Raw genomic sequence first — 15,547 nt, forward strand, 5'->3', positions numbered from 1 at the left:
TTGAAGCTCAGTGGGCCGTGACAGAAATCTGATGGTATCCGCTGGACCCGTCCGGTGCCGGAGGCGCCACCGCACTGCTCTGCAGCTGACCGTTCCCATCGGTGCACCGTACCTGGAGCCTGTGCTGACCGGCAGTCAGCCGGACGTCCGCCCGCCATTGCAGCCAGGTATCGCGGGAAATTCCGGAGCCGAGCTCGGCCGCCTGCCAGGCGCCGTCATCGACCTTCACCTCCACCGATCGAATACCCTGCTCCGGTGCCCAGGCGACCCCACCCAGTGTCACCGAGCCCACCGGAACGGAGGAGCCGTTCACCGGGGTATCGATCCGTGAGGAGCTTTTGATCATGCCGTGATCCGACCAGCCACGGCTGGACCAGTAGGCGGTATCCGCGGCGAAAGTGGTCACCTTCAGTTCGGTGAGCCATTTGGTCGCCGAGACGAAACCATAGAGGCCCGGGACGATGAGCCGGACCGGGAAGCCGTGTTCCAGGGGCAGCAACTCGCCATTCATCCCGACCACCACCAGCGCATCCCGCGCGTCAAGCATCGCCTCCAGAGGGGTGCTCGCGGTGAAGCCATCGACGCTGCGGGACAGCACCATGTCCGCACCCGGCGCCACCCCGGCCTCCGCCAGCAGCTCGCGCACCGGCCAGCCCAGCCAGCGGGCATTGCCGATCAGGTCCCCGCCCACCTCATTGGAGACGCAGGCGATGGTCACGTATCGCTCCACCAAGGGTTTGGCCAGCAGATCCGCCAGGTTGAGACTCACCTGTCGGTTCACCAGGCCGGTGACGGTGAGCTTCCAGTCGTCGGGATTGACCTGCGGGACGGAGAGCGCCGTGTCGATGCGGTAAAACTGCGGGTTGGCGGTGACCAGATCGCTGATGCCGGCCACCGGCAGTACCGCTCCAGCCGGGATCGCCGGAGCCGGGCTCTGCGGCACCGGAAGCTTCAGTCTGGCCCGGGCCGCCTGATAGGCCGCCTGAGAGCTACGGACGACGCCGGTCACCAGCGCCGCCATCAGGCCTCCGGCTGCGGCAATGGCCATGGACCGCAGAAAGATCCGGCGCTCGGGGCCGGAGTGCGCTGCTGGCTGCCTGGTTGCTGCTTCCTGCCAGGCCTGCAGCCGGTTGAGCAGGAACCGCAACGCAGCCATTCCGACCAGCACAGCCACCCCTGGCGCCAGCAGTGCCGCCGTGGCGCTCTGCCCCGCACTCACCGCGGAACGGCTCAGGATCGCCACCACCCCAAGGACACCGAAGAGAGCGATCACCACCAACCCGAGGTATCGCCGCCGGTACTCCAGGACCCCGGCGAGCGCGGCGAGAATGGCAACCACGGTGCTGAGCGTCACGAGGAATACCAGTTTGTCCGAGGTGCCGAACAAGGAGATGGCTCCTTCTTTGAGCCCTGGCGGCAGGACGTCGATGACGGCCGAGCCGACCGCGGTCACCGGCGACACCGAGGGGCTCACCAGGCCCGCCGTCACCTCGGAGAGCAGCAGTCCGAGACCGACCGCGAGCAGGCCACTCAGAGCCGCCCACCACCGCCCGGCTCGTGGAGTGTTCATGGTGCGCTCACCCCGGCCAGGGCTCCAGGGACGTTGGCTTCGGGAATCCTGACCGTGAAGCAGCATCCTCGCCCGGTGTTGCGGACGCCCACCTCACCGCCATGGGCAGCCACGATTCCTGCTACAGTGCTCAACCCCACGCCGGCTCCGCTGAAGGCGGAGCGCTGGCGTTGCTGGCTTTTGCGCCAGCCGGTTTCAAAGAGCCTGCCCAGGTCCTGCTCGTCAATCCCGCCGCATTCGTCGCTGACCTCGATGGCGACCCCACCCTGGGGGAAGGCGGCATCCGGCGCGATCTCAGCAGTGCTGATCCACACTGTGGAGCCTTCCGGTGAGTAGCTGACCGCGTTGAGGATCAGATTGCGGATCACGCGTCCGATCAGGCCGCCATCGACCGTGACGACAGAGCTGGTGACCGCGCTGCCATCCATCGAGAGGTTTCTGCGCCGGGCCAACGGTGCGATATCCGCAATGGCATCGCTGACCAGATCGTAGAGGTCCAGCGGCTCGGCGTGAATGACCAGCGAGCCGGACTGGATGGTGGAGAGCTCCATAAGGTCATTGACCAGCACCGCCATCTGGTCCGCCTGGTCGATGATCTTGCGGTGATAGCCGGAGACATCGGTGACGACCCCGTCCTCCAGGGCCTCGGTCATCGCCTTCATACTCGCCAGGGGCGTGCGCAGATCGTGAGACACCCAGGCGACCAGCTCCCGTCGGGCAGCCTCCACCGCTGCCTCGCGCTGGCGGGACTGCTCGAGTTTTTCGCTGGTGCGCTGCAGTTCCGCGGCCAGAGCGGCAAGCTCTGAGCTCATCCGACGCTCCGGGGCCACCGTCTGGCCCAGGCCAATGTTCCGGGCCGCATTCACCAGCCGGGCGGTGTAGCGGGACAGACCCAGTCCCAGGATCAGCGCCACCACCACTGCCATGGCGGAGGCGATGGCGAGGATGTACCAGAGCACCTCGATATTCGAGGAGGAGAGGAACATCGCATTCATCGCACTGATCACCCCGGCGATGAGCACCGCCACGGTTGCGACGACGACCAGACAGATCTGCAGCACGATCGAGGACCTGCGCAACAGGCGTTGGAGCACCAGGGTCAGCCCGCCGATCAGGAGTGCCCAGGCCAGGACCCAGACCAGCACGGTGATGATATCGGCCAGCGTCACGGACTCACCCCGAATTCCGCCGCCGGTACGTCAAAGCGGTAGCCCACACCCCAGACGGTGTGCAGCAGCGCCGGTTCGGTGGGATTAGCTTCAATCTTTTCGCGCAGACGCCGGACATGCACCGTGACGGTGGAGAGGTCCCCGAAGTCCCACCCCCAGACGGCCCTGATCAGATCCTCCCGGCTGAACACCTGGTGCGGGTGGCGAAGGAAAAAGGCCAGCAGATCGAATTCGCGGGTGGTGAGCGTCAGCTGCTCGCCGCGACGGCTGACCTGCCGGGCGGCCGGGTCGAGCCTGAAGTCTGCGAGCTCGATGACCGGTTCCGGGGTGAATTCTTTCACACTGCGACGCAGCACCGACCCCACCCGCAGGACCAGCTCCCGGGGCGAGAACGGCTTGGTCACGTAATCGTCGGCACCCATTTCCAGACCCAGAATCCGGTCATCCTCGGTGCCCAGCGCGGTGAGCAGGATGATCGGCACGCTCATGGTCGCCCGGATCCTTCGGCAGACCTCCACGCCGTCGAGGCCGGGCAGCATCCGGTCCAGGATGATCAGATCCGGCGCAGTGTGGGCGGCCAGATGCAGCGCGGTGAAGCCGTCGCTGGCGGATTCCACCTGATAGCCGGCGGTGAGGAGGTAATCACGGACCACCCCGGCGATCAGTTCTTCGTCCTCGACGAGCAGAATCCTGCGGTTGCCGGTCTCCGGGACGCAGCCATCAAAGGCACCCCGGCCCGGTTGCTTCTGCGGTCCCTCAGTCTTCACCTTTTCAGCATAGGTTTCCGCGGACACTCTGGCGCCGGATTCCGCCGACAATCCGCAATCGTCCCGGTTCTGTAAGGAAATCCGGGTACCAGAACAGCGCAGAAAATTTACCGTCGAAGAGTGATCCAGATTGACATCATCTTCCCCTGTCTCAATGAGGCGCGGGCGCTGCCCACTGTGCTGGCCAGACTCCCCGAGGGTGCCCGCGCCATCGTGGTGGACAACGGCTGCGAGGACGGTTCGGCAGCCATAGCCCGCTCTCTCGGTGCCCTGGTGATCCAGGAGGCCCGGCGCGGTTTCGGCAGCGCCGCCCATGCCGGGCTGCTCGCGGCCACCGCACCACTGGTCGCCTTCTGCGATGCCGACGGCTCGCTGGACCCCTCGGATCTGGAGAGCTTCCGCACCTTGATCGCGGCTGGAGAGGCGGATCTGGTGCTGGGCGCCCGCCAGGCCTCCGCGGGAGCGTGGCCACCGCATGCCCGGTGGGCCAATGCGGCGCTGGCCTGGCGGCTACGGCGGATCACCGGCGCCCCGTTGAGCGATCTTGGCCCGCTACGACTGGCCAGGCGGGAGCCGCTGCTGGAGCTGGGCCTGACCGATCGACGCAGTGGCTACCCGCTGGAGATGGTGCTCCGGGCGCACCACGCAGGATGGCGGCTGGCAGAGTTTCCGGTGGACTACCGGCCGCGCATCGGCCGTTCCAAAATCACCGGAACGGTTCGCGGCACGCTCACTGCGGTGGCGGATATGCACCGGGTTCTGGGGGCGCTCGCATGACCCTTCCGGATACGGTGAACTGGCTGGAGCAGCTCACCATCGCGGTGATCGCCAAGGAATGCCTCCCGGGCAGAGTCAAAACCCGGCTCACTCCCCCGCTGAGTCCGGCACAGGCCGCCGCTCTGGCCCAGACGAGTCTGAGCCAGACGCTGGAGACCGTTCGGCAGCTCCCCGCGCGTTACCGCCTCCTGGTGATGGACGGCTGCCCCCTGGCGCACGATGCCGCCGGCTTCCGGGTGCTTCCGCAGGTGACCGGCGGGCTGGATCTGCGTCTGGCGGCCGTCTGCGCAGCGGTCGAGGGTCCACTTCTGATTCTCGGGATGGACACCCCGCAGGTCTCGGCTGCCGCCCTGGATTCCTTGTTCCGCGACTGGTCGTCTGGCGGATCTTCTTCAGCTGGTTTCCCTGCAGCCCGTGCCCGCCGCGATGCCTGGCTGGGCCTGGCTGAGGATGGCGGCTTCTGGGCACTCGCGCTGGCTGTGCCGGACCCAGCACTGATCCGCGGGGTGCCGATGTCCACCCCGCAGACCGGCGGCGCCCAGTATGAGCGGTTGCTGGCGGCTGGTCTGTCCGTCGGGATGCTGCCGCCGCTACGGGATGTTGATCAGTTCCAGGATGCGCTCGCGGTGGCACGGCTCTGTCCGGAAACGCCGTTTGCTCGGGAAATTAGACGGCTGGAATGTAGACGGCTGGCTGGCCGGCGGAGCGAGCTGAGATTCCCCGCTCTCCCCTCGGGGGCACAGCAATGACACTCGATGCCTTGCTCAGCCCACCCAGAGCGGCCAAGCAGCCCGGATCCTTCGATCTGCTCCGCCAGGTGCCTCGTTCTGCTACCGCCGGCCTGGCTGACTTTGGCACTGGCGGCACCCACCCCTATGAGGAGGCTCTGGTCCGCGGGCAGGGTGCTCTGCGCCTGGTCGATGCAGCGGGCGTGATACCCGAGGTTCACTTCCGGGTGGAGCGCTGGCTGGCCTCCGCCAACCGTCTGGAGCGCGGCCTGTTGAAGGCGATGCGCGGCCCGGTACTGGACATCGGTTGCGGCCCGGGCCGGATGGTCGCCGCGGCCTCAGCGCTGGGGCTCCCTGCCCTGGGTCTGGACTCCAGCACGGCCGCCGCTGCGCGCGCCCGCGCCCGGGGCGCCTGCGTACTGGTGCAGTCGGTGTTCGATCCCCTTCCCGATCTGCTGGAGGGACCTCACCAGCGGGGTCTCCTGCTCCTGGACGGCAATATCGGCATCGGCGGTGACCCGCACCGCCTGTTCCGCCGTGCCCGCGCGCTCAGTGCCCCGGGCGCCACCCTCCTGGTGGAGACTGACCCGGTTCGACACATCGCAACCCGCTATCAGGCCACCGTGCATGGACCCGGCGGCACGATGAGTGAGCCCTTTCCCTGGGCGCGTCTGGGCCTGCGAGCCCTGCCCCAGATCGCTGCCACAGCGGGCTGGTCCATGGAGAGCAGTTTCAGTCGGCGTGGTCGCGAATTCGCTGTCCTGCGGACGGCCTGGTCGTCGTGAAGCGGGCGTTGAAGTTTTAAGCACTTACCACCGGCGGGATCCACCACAATCCCTGGAATCCGGGGAATGGCTGGCTGCACGGGCCGGTAAGTGATTAAAACTATGACCGACCGGCGGGGGCAGAACCCCCGTTCCGGGCTCGATACCGCACCTCCACCAGCGCCGCACCGGCGGCCCCCAGCACCAGCAGTGCAGCCCAGAACCAGAGCAATTCAACGCCATAGTCACCCTGCAGCACCGAGACGTCCCGGGCAAGTTGCTGCGCCCGGAGCAACGGCAACACCACGAGCGTCACCGTGGCCCCGATCAGCAGTACGGTCCGGATGATCATGGCAGATACGGGCTGCAGGCCCGTTGCCAGCCGTCGCAGTCCACCGCCCAGCAGGTGGCTCAGCGGCACCAGCACGCCATCGTGCAGTACCAACGCTGCCGCCAGCCATCCCAGCAGCCCGGCCAGTTCACCGGGCTTCAGCTGCGTGGGAAGCCCCAGCAGGCCGATGCCCAGGAGCGCCACTCCCAGTATCGCCATCGCCAGTCGAAGCACGGACATCGGAGCCACCGGCCGGCGCGGAGTCTTTCGCTGGCTCATGACACCACCTCAATGCGTTCCAGCCACTTGGTCTGCAACACCCCCGGGCGCCCTGGGGCCATCACTCGCACCGGGTAGCCGTGATCCAGATCCAGCACCGCGCCGTTCAATTCCAGCGCCAGCAGGGTCTGCTCGTCCTGGGCATAGGCCGCCGGCATGAGCATCTCCCGGTAGTTCCCGGCAGGCTCCAGGGAACTGAACCTCAGCACAGAATCCGCAGGCGCCCCCACCAGGGCCAGAACCTCGCGGACCGGAACGCCCCGCCATCGGGCGTTCTGGCTCCATCCCTCCACGCAGGCCACCGGAAGCTCGTATTCCACCAGCGTCATGGCCCTCAGTTGAGGCAGGCTCAGCGCCAGTTCCTGCCCGTGATAGCTCAGGTGCAGCCTCCACCTGGGGTCCAGCGCACGCGCAGCGACCTGCGCCTGCTCCGCAGTCCGGTTCACCGGAACGCCCTGCGGCCCCTGCCCCTGACTGCGCGGAGCAAAGAGATTCGCGAAGGACAGCCAGGAGAACGACTGCCCTGCGGTGGTCATGACCAGGGCCGCCGAGGCGAGGCCGATGCCGGTCAGAAAGCCTCGCCGGCTCCAACCGAGCGTCCGTCCCGGGCTGGCGCGCCGCGTTCTTGTGGGCTGCGGATCCCGGGGCCGCGGCCGGCGCCAGTGCTGGACGATCACCGGCAGCTTGAGCGCCAGGTGCAGGATCAGCGAACCCATGACAATCCAGGCCAGCCAGTAGTGGGTCTGCCGGAAGGGGAACGGCCAGGGGTACCACTTGTAGGTGTTCACCAGGCCGATGGCCAGCTCCACCAGGCTCGCCGCAACGAACAATGCTATGGACCCGCGTTCGGCGGCATCACGCAGGCCCCGGATCGGCGGCCAACGCAGCAGAGCCGGGTAGACGGACCACAGCTTGGCCAGCAGGAGAGGAATAGCAGCGATGCCGCTGGTCACGTGAAGCCCCTGCATCAGCTGATAGATCCAGACGGGGCGTACCGGGAAGCCGGAAAACACCGGGAAGTCCCCCGGGTCCTGGAGGTAGTGCGAGAACATCCCGGTGGCGAAACACAACAGAAAGGCGGGCCCGATCCAGCGGCCGATCTGCACGGTCAACCGGGATCCTCGCACCGAGGAGTGCATCCGGGCATTCATCGCGTCCATCAGATGCTGTAGCCGTCGGGTCAGCTGGTCCATCTTCTGATGAAAGCACCGTCGCCGGGCAGCCGGAACGCCCAGTCCTTACGAAAGCTGAACGGTTGGCGCCGGAGGGGCTTCCGGAGCGGAGCGGTGCGGCAGGATCATAGTGTGAGAAGGAATCCCCGGGCACTGGGACCAGTGCCACCAGGACCAGTGCCCCTGCGCACCGGCTGGGTTGGCGTGCTGATGCTACTCGGGCTCCTGGTGCTCTCTGTCTGGTTGGAGTTCTCGCTGGCCGATGCCGGCCGGTTAGCCTGGCTGCTCCCCGGCCTGAACCGGCGAAGCACTGGCGCGGATGCCGTCCTGCTGGGCGGCGTGTTGCTGAGCTGGCTGCTCTTCGCGCTCGCAGCGCTGCAGGCGAGGCGCGTGTTCCGGAGGGTCCCGCGGCGTGCTGCGGCCGGCATCGTGCTGCTGGGCTCGCTGATACTGGGACTGGCCGCGGCCAGCGCTCCGCCGGCTGGCAGCAACGATTCGGCCAGATACGCCTGGGACGGGATCGTGCAGAAGGCCGGGATGTCACCCTATCGCTATGTTCCACTGGACCCGACGCTGGATCCCTTGCGCCCGGCCTGGCTCTTTGAGCCGCAGCACCGGGCGCCGCAGCCAGGCGAGCCACAGACCGGCGACTCGTCACCCTCCGCTTCCTGTCCCGCTGCGGACTTCCCGACCGGAGCGGAGGTCCAGCAGGGGCTCTGCACCGCGATCAACCGCAGTATGGTCCCTACGATCTACCCTCCGGTGGCGGAGCTGTATTTTCTTCTGGTCCGGGCTCCGCTTCCTGCCTCGGTGGGATTCGTGGCCTTCCAGCTGGCGGGACTGTTGCTGAGCCTGCTGGTCACCGCAGGCCTGCTGTGGCAGCGCGGGGTGCCCGTCGAGCGGGCCGCCTGGTGGGGCTGGTCCCCGCTGGTGGTCTGGGAGGGTGTCAACAATGCTCACGTCGATCTGCTCGGCGCCGCACTGCTGTTGCTGGCCGTGCTGTGGTTGGCCCGGGGCCGGGTGACCGCCTCCGCGTTAGCCTTCGGTGCGGCCGTGGCCACCAAGCTCATTCCGGTGCTGGCCGCCGTCGGGCTGCTCTACCGCAAGCCCCGGCGATTCGTTCTGCTCTCGCTGGCCACCTTCACGGTGGCGTACCTACCGTATCTGCTGCTGTCCGGGACCGCGATTCTGGGCTATCTGCCCGGCTACCTCAGCGAGGAAGGGTACGATGCCGGGCACCCCACCGCGCGGTTTGCGCTGCTGAGCCTGATGTTCCCGCAGCAGACCGCCGTGCTGATCGGCGGGGCGATCGTGGTACTGGCCGGTATCTGGGCCTGGCGACGGGTTGACCCGGCTCATCCGTGGAACACTCAGGTGACGTATCTGGCCGTGGTGCTGCTGGTGGTCAGCCCCAGCTACCCTTGGTACGGGCTGCTCGTGCTGCCTTTTGTGCTGCTCAGCGGTCGGTGGGAATACCTCGCCGTGCCGGTCGCCCTGAACGTGCTGTACTTCGTGCCCCGCTTTGCCGATGCCCTGCCCTGGAGCCGCCTGGTACTGGCGCTGACGGCCGTGTTTCTGCTGGCGATGGCGCTGCTGCGCCGCCGCAGCCCGGCGCTCAGCGTGGAGCTTGGTGCGCTGCATACTGGTTAGACTGTTGCCGTGACCAACCGGAGTGGTTCGGGGATCAGCAGGCCAGCAGGCAGGCCTGGAATGCGCCATACCCTCTCCCCGCTGTCGGCTCTCTCGCCACTGTCCAGGACGGTTCTGGCGGTGGGGGCCGGGCTCGGAGGCGCGACGGCGGCCGGAGCTGCAGCCGTCTACCTCTTCAAAGCGCAGGGCAGGGTGGCGCGGCGTCGGATCGGCATACCACTGGGCGAGCAGGCTCCGGCTGCGGATCGCCGGTACAAACACTCGTTCGGCGACCCCTTCGATCTGGTGGTGCTCGGCGACTCGATTGCGGCCGGGCTCGGAGCCGAACGTCCGCGGGACACGCTGGGCGCACGACTCGCCCGTGGGCTGGCCAAACGAACCCAGCGTTCCGTGAGGCTACGTACGGCTGCCGTGGTGGGCAGCGAATCCTCCGCGCTCGCCAGCCAGCTGGCCTCCCTGGAGGAGGGCTACCGGCCCTTGCTGGCCGTCATCGTGGTCGGTGGGAACGACGTAACCCACGGAATCAGCCCGGTCCTGGCGGCCAGGCATCTGCGCGAAACAATCCAGGCGCTCCAGGAACGTGGTAGCCGGATCGTCGTCGGTACCTGTCCGGATCTGGGAGCGTTGCGGCCGGTCCCCCAGCCGCTGCGCTCGGTGGCATCGATCGCCTCCCGCAGAATGGCGGCAGTCCAGGCTCAGGTGGCGCGCGATCTGGGCACGAGATACGTCAAACTGGGCTCCCTGGTGGGGCCGATGTTCCGCGAAGAGCCGGAGACCATGTTCGCGGTAGACCGCTTTCATCCCTCCGGGACGGGCTACCGTCGCACGGCCAAGGCGATGCTGCCCGCCCTGTGGGAGGAGTACCAGCAAGCCACCGGAAGTCAGCCTCCCTCCCCTCCGGACGCTCAGTGGTGAGCTGACGCCCTCAACCCGGCGGTTTAGGGGCGTCAGCTCACCACTGAGCAAGAAAAGGCAGGACGACGTCCAGCACCTGCGCGCTGGGCATCAGAGTATTGCTGTGGCCGCGGCCGGGCAAGGCGATGAACTGCGCATTCGGCATCAACTCCGCCGCGCGGAGGGAAGCCCTCATCCGCGGCTCATCCTGGGTACCGGCCAGCAGCAGGGTCGGGACGTTGAGGCCGGCCAGAGCCGTTTCCTCGACTCCCACCCCGGACTCCACCTGGTGGAAATAGGCTCGCAGTGCCTGCGCGTCATTGGCCAGAAACGCCTGGCGGGTGGCGGGATCGACGCTCCGGCCGAGCGCCGTCTCCCAACCGGCCAGGAACCCGGGCATCCCCGCCCGGGCCAGCGCCTCATCGTAGTCGGCAAAGAACAGCTCAGCGATCGTTCCAGGATGCGTGTGATAGGTTCCGGCCACCGAGACAAAGCTACGCATCCGCTCGGGCGAGGTCTCCGCCAGTGCAAAACCGGTGCGGGCACCGAAGGAGTAGCCCAGGTAATGAGTCCTGGCCACTCCCGCCGCATCGAGGACGGCCAGCACGTCTCCCACCACGCGCTCCAGCCGGTAACTCTCTGGCTCATGTGGTTTGCCGCTGCGGCCGTGCCCGCGCAGATCCAGGGTCAGCACGCGATAGTCGGCAGCAAAAGCGGCCAGATAACCCATGCCACGCCAGACGGCCTTGGAGAGGGCGCTGCCGTGGACCAGCAGCAGCGGTTCACCTTCCGGGTTCCCGGACTCCGCCCAGGCCAGCTGAACGGCATCGTCCGCGTTAGACGTGTACGGCACGGCCTTTGCCCCGGTAGAGCGAAATGGCGTCGCGCATCGCGCTACGGGCTCGCTTGCGATCCCCGGCAGCATCGTAGGCGCAGGAAAGCCTGAACCAGGACCGCCAGTCCCCCGGCGCGGCTTCCGCCTCGGCCTGGTATTTGCGGAATTCGGCGTCCGCTGCCTCGCGGACAATGCGGCCGGCCGGGGTCCGGGGCAGATCATCGACCGGCAAGCCGTCCTCTGATTCGAGAATGCTGGCCAGCTTCTCCATCCGCGTTCCGAACAGAAGCTCGCGCAGCATGGCCCAGGCGCCGATCGGCGGCAACAGGGTCAGCGCGGCGCCCAGCGCTTTGGCCACCGGGTTCGGATCGGTGAGCAACAGGATGGACCGCTGGAGCAGTACGACGAGATAGAACAGCAAGAGCAGGCAGAGTAGCCCTACCCAGATTTTGGTGCGCATGGCGTGCCTGCCTCAGTTTCCCAGCGAGAGGTAGCCGTCCAGGCCATAGGTCAGGCCGGGACGTCCCCCCACCGTGCGCACCCCGAGCAGGATGCCGGGCATGAAGGAATCCTGACCGAAGGAGTCATGGCGCAATGTCAGCTGCTCCCCCGCAGAACCGAGCAGGACCTCCTGGTGAGCGGTCAGGCCGGCCAGGCGGACCGAGTGCACGGGAATGCCGTCCACCGTGGCACCGCGGGCCCCGGCCAGAGAACGTTCGGTCGCGTCGGGGGCTGGAGGAACCTGGCGCTGCGCCCTGGCCTCAGAGATCAGCTGTGCGGTCCGTATCGCGGTGCCGGAAGGAGCATCCACCTTGTGCGGATGGTGCAACTCGATGATCTCCACCGAGTCGAAGTAGGGCGCGGCCTGCGCGGCGAAGCGAGTAGCCAGGACGGAGCCGAGCGCGAAGTTCGGAGCGATCAGCACGCCGACCTCGGGGTGCTGCGCCAGCAGCGACTCCAGGCGCGCCCGTTGTGCCTCGTCCCAGCCGGTGGTGCCGACCACCGCATGAATGCCATGCTCCACAGCGAAACGCACATTGGCCTCGGAGGAATCGGGAACCGTCAGCTCCACCAGAACCTGCGCTCCGGCATCCACCAGGACCTGCAGGGCATCGCCCCGGCCCAGCGCTGCAACAAGTTCCAGCCCGTCGGCCGCCTCCAGAGCGGCAACGGCCGCTCGCCCCATCCGTCCATTCGCGCCCACGACGGCGACGCGCAACTCAGTACTCATACCTTCAGGATAGTGGTGGCTGACGGTTCACCGGTCTTTGGGAAGCTCCACCGAACTGGTGAAATTGAAGTAGTTTCTGAACTCGGCCTCTGTCAGGTAGAGATCTGCACTTTTGGAGACGCCATTGTCGACGAGCGTCTCGCCCCAAGGATTGATCACATGGATCATCTGTACGGGCGGCCCAGAAGGATTGGCTGGGTCCGGCCGTTCCACCACGCCATCGACCATATAAACGTGGCTGGGAACGACGCTGGACTTCTCCGCACCCAAAATCTGAAATTGCTTGGTCGATGCCGTCATCAGGGCACCATTGTCCAGCGACGAGCGGATATCACTCAGGGACTCAAACGCGGTGAGTGTCGTCTGGGCATGCTGACCAGTCACCATTTCCAATCCGGTCCAGTTCGCATTCCCTTGGTCGAGGTTCAGGCCCATATTTTTCATATGAGTCCTTGCAGCGTTCTCCCAGACTGAATAGAGGTTCGTCTGGCCATCAGGACCGCGGACTCCCTGGTCCACGGCAACCGGTTCAACCGACACCTCCACCGGCTTGGCGGTCGCCCAGGGACCAACACCGTCCCATTCGTAGAACGTCACGATGTATTTCCCGCTCGCTTCATCCCATCGAATATGGTTCCGCAAAAACTGAGGATCTTTCATGCCCACAACACCCACACCGGACAGGAACCAACAGTCACTCAGCTGGCCTTGATGAATATTGCGAGGGCCAAGCGCGTCATCCGAGTCGGGAAGCGGTCCCGGACCACCAGGGGCCGAAGGGCTGCCTGTGATGGTCCGGACCGAAACCGAGCCGCCCCCACCTTCGACAGCGCTCGCTTGTTCCTGTTCCAAGGCATTGCGGCGAAGCGTCTCTGCGAGTGCGTCCAGACTTCCGGCGACGCTGGACAAGGTTGGACGGTGACGAACGGACCACTGCTGGCGAAAGGTGGATGCATCGCTGCCGTACCATTTTGCGGTGCCCACCGAGCCGTCCAGCAGCTGTGCGGCGGTATCAATCTGGCTTCTGGCAGCGAGGACGTCCACCGCCAGTGCCCGCAGTTGTTCTGGGGAGGCGCCGAGAAACTCACTCATCGGGGCTACCCTCCTCCCAGCTGAGAGTGACTGACCCAGCCCCAGGAGCTGCTTCGCTGGCGATCGCGGCATCCAGCCTCATGAACCATCGCCCTTCGAGATGAACTCGATCGCCCACCCGCAGATCCACAATGTCTCCGACTTCGGGGCCCCGGAGCATGAGTCGGGCAGCGGGAACTCCGTTGAGGTCACCCACCGCCATGATGCCGACCGCCGTCTGGAAAATTTGCGGCTGTGATCCCTGCATCGCCGTCAAGCTATTCACGACTTCCACCTTCCAGAGGAATCCTCTCCCCAAAAAAATACCGGTGGTCTATGAAGCGGCTCAATGGGGAGAACTCCCCCTGCCCCCGTCTCGGGGCCTCCTCTATAGTCGGATCATGGATCAAGAGGCAATGAAGCGACTCGTAGTGCCGTTGATTGCTGGCACGGTGGCGCTCCTGACCCTCTGTGCCTGTCAGCCCTCCGTGGACACGCCGCCCATGGTCAAAGCAGCACAGGAGAATGCGGAGGGAATCGCCACCGCCCTGAAGGACGCTATATCCGCAAAGTATCCGGAGATCAGTTTTCGCTCAAGCCAAGTCCCCAGAGTCTATGGACTGGCGCAGGATGGCACCTGCACGGTCGCCTCAACAGAGTTCCTGGCTGAGGGGGCCCGTGTCACTGCGGACGATTTGATGACCGTCATCGCACCTGTGATGCAGGCGCACGGTTACAACGGCCTGCAGAAGACTCGCCATGGCTCTTCACCTGTGGAAAGCCTGGAAGCGAGGAATCGAGTCGGGGCAGTTGCCCACCTTTCGCTCCGCGTCAGGGAGTCTCCCGCACCCACGGAAATTAGCATTAGCTCCAATGGGCCGGCAGCCGGCCCGGGTTGCAACGAACACCCGTCACCAGCCCAGCCGTCAACCAGTTCCTAGAACCCGAAGGTCTCGGTCTCCTCGAACGGCCCGACCACCGTGACGCTGCGCGGTGCGGCGGCGAGTTCCCGGGCCAGATCCCGCACCTGCGCCGCGGTGACGGCGTGGATGCGTTCGAGCGTCTCGTCGATATCCATGAACTCGCCCGCCACCAGCTCGGCCCGTCCCAGCCGGGACATCCGCGAACCGGTGTCCTCCAGGGCCAGCACGATGCCACCCGAGAGCTGCCCGGTGGCCTTGCGCAGTTCCTGCTCCGAGACGCCATCGGCGGCCAGCTTCTCCAGCTCCTGCACCATCAGCTCCAGCACCTGCTGGACCTTGGCCGGGGAGCAGCCAGCGTACATGCCGAAGTATCCGGCATCGGCAAAGGCTGAGGAGAAGGAATACGTCGAGTAGGCCAGACCGCGCTTTTCGCGGATCTCCTGGAACAGACGGGAGGACATACCTCCGCCAAGAATCGCATTGAGCACGCTCATGGTGAAGCGACGCTCATCATTGGCAGCAAAGGCCGGGCAGCCGACAATCACGTTGGCCTGCTCGACGGTGCGCGGCACCACCTGCACCCCGGGAGTCCCGGTGATCTGAGCCAGCTCGCCGGAGCGTCGGGGTCGCGGTGCCTGATGCGGATCCAGCGCCCATCCAGCACGGTGCAACGCTGTCAGGACCATCCGGCAGACCTGAGCATGGTCAAGGCCGCCCGCAGCGGTCACCACGAGCTCTTCAGGCCGGTAGAAGCGCTGGTAGTGCTCCCAGACCGATTCCCGGGCCACGCCACGGATCGTCTCCGCGGTTCCGCCAATCGGACGGCCCAGAGGGTGATCGCCGAGCACGGTGGCGACAAACTTTTCGTGCGCGACGTCGGTCGGGTCGTCGCCGTCCATCGCCAGTTCTTCGAGGATGACCTCACGCTCTGATTCGAGTTCCTCAGGATCGAGGACAGCGGAGGTCACCATATCGGCAATCACGTCGATCGCCATCGGAAGGTCGACGTCCAGCACCCGCGCGTAGTAGCAGGTGCTTTCTTTGGCGGTTGCGGCATTGGATTCGCCACCCACCTCATCGAAGGCCGCAGCGATGTCGAGCGCGCTGCGACGTGGGGTCCCTTTGAACAGCAGATGTTCCAGGAAGTGTGTGGAGCCATGCTGGCCCTCGGCCTCATCGCGGGAACCAACGCCCACCCAGAAGCCCAGGGTGGCGCTGCGCTGGCCGGGCATGGACTCGGTCAGGACCCGGACACCGCCGGGCAGAATGGAGCGGCGGACGATGGCGCCACCGGGCTGACCGGCCAGGACCTCGCCCTGGAGGTGCTCATCGCTCAGTTCCAGGGAACCGTCCCAGGACGACAGACCAGTCCGGGAATCTGGGTGC

At 66.3% G+C, this 15,547-nt stretch carries 17 protein-coding genes; 6 read left to right on the plus strand and 11 right to left on the minus strand.

Annotation, left to right across the window (positions count from 1 at the left end; translation table 11 throughout):
• Positions 1–7: 7 nt before the first annotated feature.
• From QQM37_RS08285 to QQM37_RS08295, 3 genes are read right to left on the minus strand one after another with little or no spacing between them, the layout of a single operon-like run.
• A complete protein-coding gene (locus QQM37_RS08285) occupies positions 8–1,570 on the minus strand; it encodes a molybdopterin-dependent oxidoreductase (RefSeq protein WP_285726442.1) in 1,563 nt (520 codons plus the stop codon).
• The gene (locus QQM37_RS08290) at positions 1,567–2,739 is read right to left on the minus strand and encodes a sensor histidine kinase (protein WP_285726444.1); all 1,173 of its coding nucleotides are present in this window, start codon (positions 2,737–2,739) and stop codon (positions 1,567–1,569) included. Before QQM37_RS08290 ends, QQM37_RS08285 begins: the two co-directional genes overlap by 4 nt.
• Positions 2,736–3,506, minus strand: a complete 771-nt coding sequence (locus tag QQM37_RS08295; protein ID WP_420030141.1) for a response regulator transcription factor — start codon at positions 3,504–3,506, stop codon at positions 2,736–2,738. Before QQM37_RS08295 ends, QQM37_RS08290 begins: the two co-directional genes overlap by 4 nt.
• Positions 3,507–3,626: 120 nt before the next feature.
• Here QQM37_RS08295 and QQM37_RS08300 point away from each other — a divergent pair, with 120 nt between their 5' ends.
• The 3 genes from QQM37_RS08300 to QQM37_RS08310 are packed head-to-tail and all read left to right on the plus strand — an operon-like array spanning position 3,627 to position 5,796.
• Complete coding sequence (locus tag QQM37_RS08300) at positions 3,627–4,283, plus strand: glycosyltransferase family 2 protein (protein ID WP_285726446.1); 657 nt, start codon at positions 3,627–3,629, stop codon at positions 4,281–4,283.
• A complete protein-coding gene (locus QQM37_RS08305) occupies positions 4,280–5,032 on the plus strand; it encodes a TIGR04282 family arsenosugar biosynthesis glycosyltransferase (protein ID WP_285726447.1) in 753 nt (250 codons plus the stop codon). The genes QQM37_RS08300 and QQM37_RS08305 overlap by 4 nt, the downstream gene beginning before the upstream one ends.
• Positions 5,029–5,796 (plus strand): methyltransferase domain-containing protein, encoded by a 768-nt coding sequence (locus tag QQM37_RS08310; RefSeq protein WP_285726449.1) that lies wholly within the window; start codon positions 5,029–5,031, stop codon positions 5,794–5,796. The genes QQM37_RS08305 and QQM37_RS08310 overlap by 4 nt, the downstream gene beginning before the upstream one ends.
• 100 nt (positions 5,797–5,896) lie before the next feature.
• On the opposite strand, the gene QQM37_RS08315 is transcribed toward QQM37_RS08310, so the two are convergent.
• Together QQM37_RS08315 and QQM37_RS08320 are read right to left on the minus strand one after the other, a co-directional pair.
• A complete protein-coding gene (locus QQM37_RS08315; RefSeq protein WP_285726451.1) occupies positions 5,897–6,385 on the minus strand; it encodes a hypothetical protein in 489 nt (162 codons plus the stop codon).
• Positions 6,382–7,578: a molybdopterin-dependent oxidoreductase gene (locus QQM37_RS08320; protein ID WP_285726453.1), complete on the minus strand. Its 1,197-nt coding sequence runs from the start codon at positions 7,576–7,578 to the stop codon at positions 6,382–6,384. Before QQM37_RS08320 ends, QQM37_RS08315 begins: the two co-directional genes overlap by 4 nt.
• Positions 7,579–7,734: 156 nt before the next feature.
• On the opposite strand from QQM37_RS08320, the gene QQM37_RS08325 reads away from it, so the two are divergent.
• The gene (locus QQM37_RS08325) at positions 7,735–9,207 is read left to right on the plus strand and encodes a glycosyltransferase family 87 protein (protein ID WP_285726455.1); all 1,473 of its coding nucleotides are present in this window, start codon (positions 7,735–7,737) and stop codon (positions 9,205–9,207) included.
• 9 nt (positions 9,208–9,216) lie between these two features.
• Positions 9,217–10,122 carry an SGNH/GDSL hydrolase family protein gene (locus tag QQM37_RS08330; protein WP_285726457.1) on the plus strand — a complete coding sequence of 302 codons (906 nt, stop codon included), beginning with the start codon at positions 9,217–9,219 and terminating at the stop codon, positions 10,120–10,122.
• Positions 10,123–10,159: 37 nt separating this feature from the next.
• On the opposite strand, the gene QQM37_RS08335 is transcribed toward QQM37_RS08330, so the two are convergent.
• From QQM37_RS08335 to QQM37_RS08355, 5 genes are read right to left on the minus strand one after another with little or no spacing between them, the layout of a single operon-like run.
• Positions 10,160–10,954 (minus strand): alpha/beta fold hydrolase, encoded by a 795-nt coding sequence (locus tag QQM37_RS08335; protein WP_285726459.1) that lies wholly within the window; start codon positions 10,952–10,954, stop codon positions 10,160–10,162.
• The gene (locus QQM37_RS08340) at positions 10,938–11,396 is read right to left on the minus strand and encodes a hypothetical protein (RefSeq protein WP_285726461.1); all 459 of its coding nucleotides are present in this window, start codon (positions 11,394–11,396) and stop codon (positions 10,938–10,940) included. Before QQM37_RS08340 ends, QQM37_RS08335 begins: the two co-directional genes overlap by 17 nt.
• Positions 11,397–11,408: 12 nt before the next feature.
• Positions 11,409–12,167 carry a 4-hydroxy-tetrahydrodipicolinate reductase gene (dapB, locus tag QQM37_RS08345; RefSeq protein WP_285726463.1) on the minus strand — a complete coding sequence of 253 codons (759 nt, stop codon included), beginning with the start codon at positions 12,165–12,167 and terminating at the stop codon, positions 11,409–11,411.
• 27 nt (positions 12,168–12,194) lie between these two features.
• Complete coding sequence (locus tag QQM37_RS08350; protein ID WP_285726464.1) at positions 12,195–13,259, minus strand: C2 family cysteine protease; 1,065 nt, start codon at positions 13,257–13,259, stop codon at positions 12,195–12,197.
• Positions 13,252–13,524, minus strand: coding sequence for a hypothetical protein (locus QQM37_RS08355; protein WP_285726466.1), 273 nt, complete (start codon positions 13,522–13,524; stop codon positions 13,252–13,254). The genes QQM37_RS08350 and QQM37_RS08355 overlap by 8 nt, the downstream gene beginning before the upstream one ends.
• Before the next feature lie 115 nt (positions 13,525–13,639).
• On the opposite strand from QQM37_RS08355, the gene QQM37_RS08360 reads away from it, so the two are divergent.
• Positions 13,640–14,179: a hypothetical protein gene (locus QQM37_RS08360; RefSeq protein ID WP_285726468.1), complete on the plus strand. Its 540-nt coding sequence runs from the start codon at positions 13,640–13,642 to the stop codon at positions 14,177–14,179.
• Here QQM37_RS08360 and QQM37_RS08365 read toward each other — a convergent pair.
• Positions 14,176–15,504, minus strand: coding sequence for a M16 family metallopeptidase (locus tag QQM37_RS08365; protein WP_285726743.1), 1,329 nt, complete (start codon positions 15,502–15,504; stop codon positions 14,176–14,178). The two genes, QQM37_RS08360 and QQM37_RS08365, sit on opposite strands and share 4 nt — an antisense overlap.
• Positions 15,505–15,547: the final 43 nt, after the last annotated feature.

This window comes from Psychromicrobium xiongbiense (genome assembly GCF_030271165.1).
In the GTDB taxonomy this organism is placed as follows: Bacteria; Actinomycetota; Actinomycetes; order Actinomycetales; family Micrococcaceae; genus Renibacterium; species Renibacterium xiongbiense.

Bases quoted from the DNA above. Each gene is read 5' to 3' on its own strand.
- QQM37_RS08285 (WP_285726442.1), bottom strand. From the start codon at position 1,570: ATGAACACTCCACGAGCCGGGCGGTGGTGGGCGGCTCTGAGTGGCCTG.
- QQM37_RS08305 (WP_285726447.1), top strand. From the start codon at position 4,280: ATGACCCTTCCGGATACGGTGAACTGGCTGGAGCAGCTCACCATCGCG.
- QQM37_RS08310 (WP_285726449.1), top strand. From the start codon at position 5,029: ATGACACTCGATGCCTTGCTCAGCCCACCCAGAGCGGCCAAGCAGCCC.
- QQM37_RS08315 (WP_285726451.1), bottom strand. From the start codon at position 6,385: ATGAGCCAGCGAAAGACTCCGCGCCGGCCGGTGGCTCCGATGTCCGTG.
- QQM37_RS08320 (WP_285726453.1), bottom strand. From the start codon at position 7,578: ATGGACCAGCTGACCCGACGGCTACAGCATCTGATGGACGCGATGAAT.
- QQM37_RS08340 (WP_285726461.1), bottom strand. From the start codon at position 11,396: ATGCGCACCAAAATCTGGGTAGGGCTACTCTGCCTGCTCTTGCTGTTC.
- dapB (WP_285726463.1), bottom strand. From the start codon at position 12,167: ATGAGTACTGAGTTGCGCGTCGCCGTCGTGGGCGCGAATGGACGGATG.
- QQM37_RS08350 (WP_285726464.1), bottom strand. From the start codon at position 13,259: ATGAGTGAGTTTCTCGGCGCCTCCCCAGAACAACTGCGGGCACTGGCG.
- QQM37_RS08360 (WP_285726468.1), top strand. From the start codon at position 13,640: ATGGATCAAGAGGCAATGAAGCGACTCGTAGTGCCGTTGATTGCTGGC.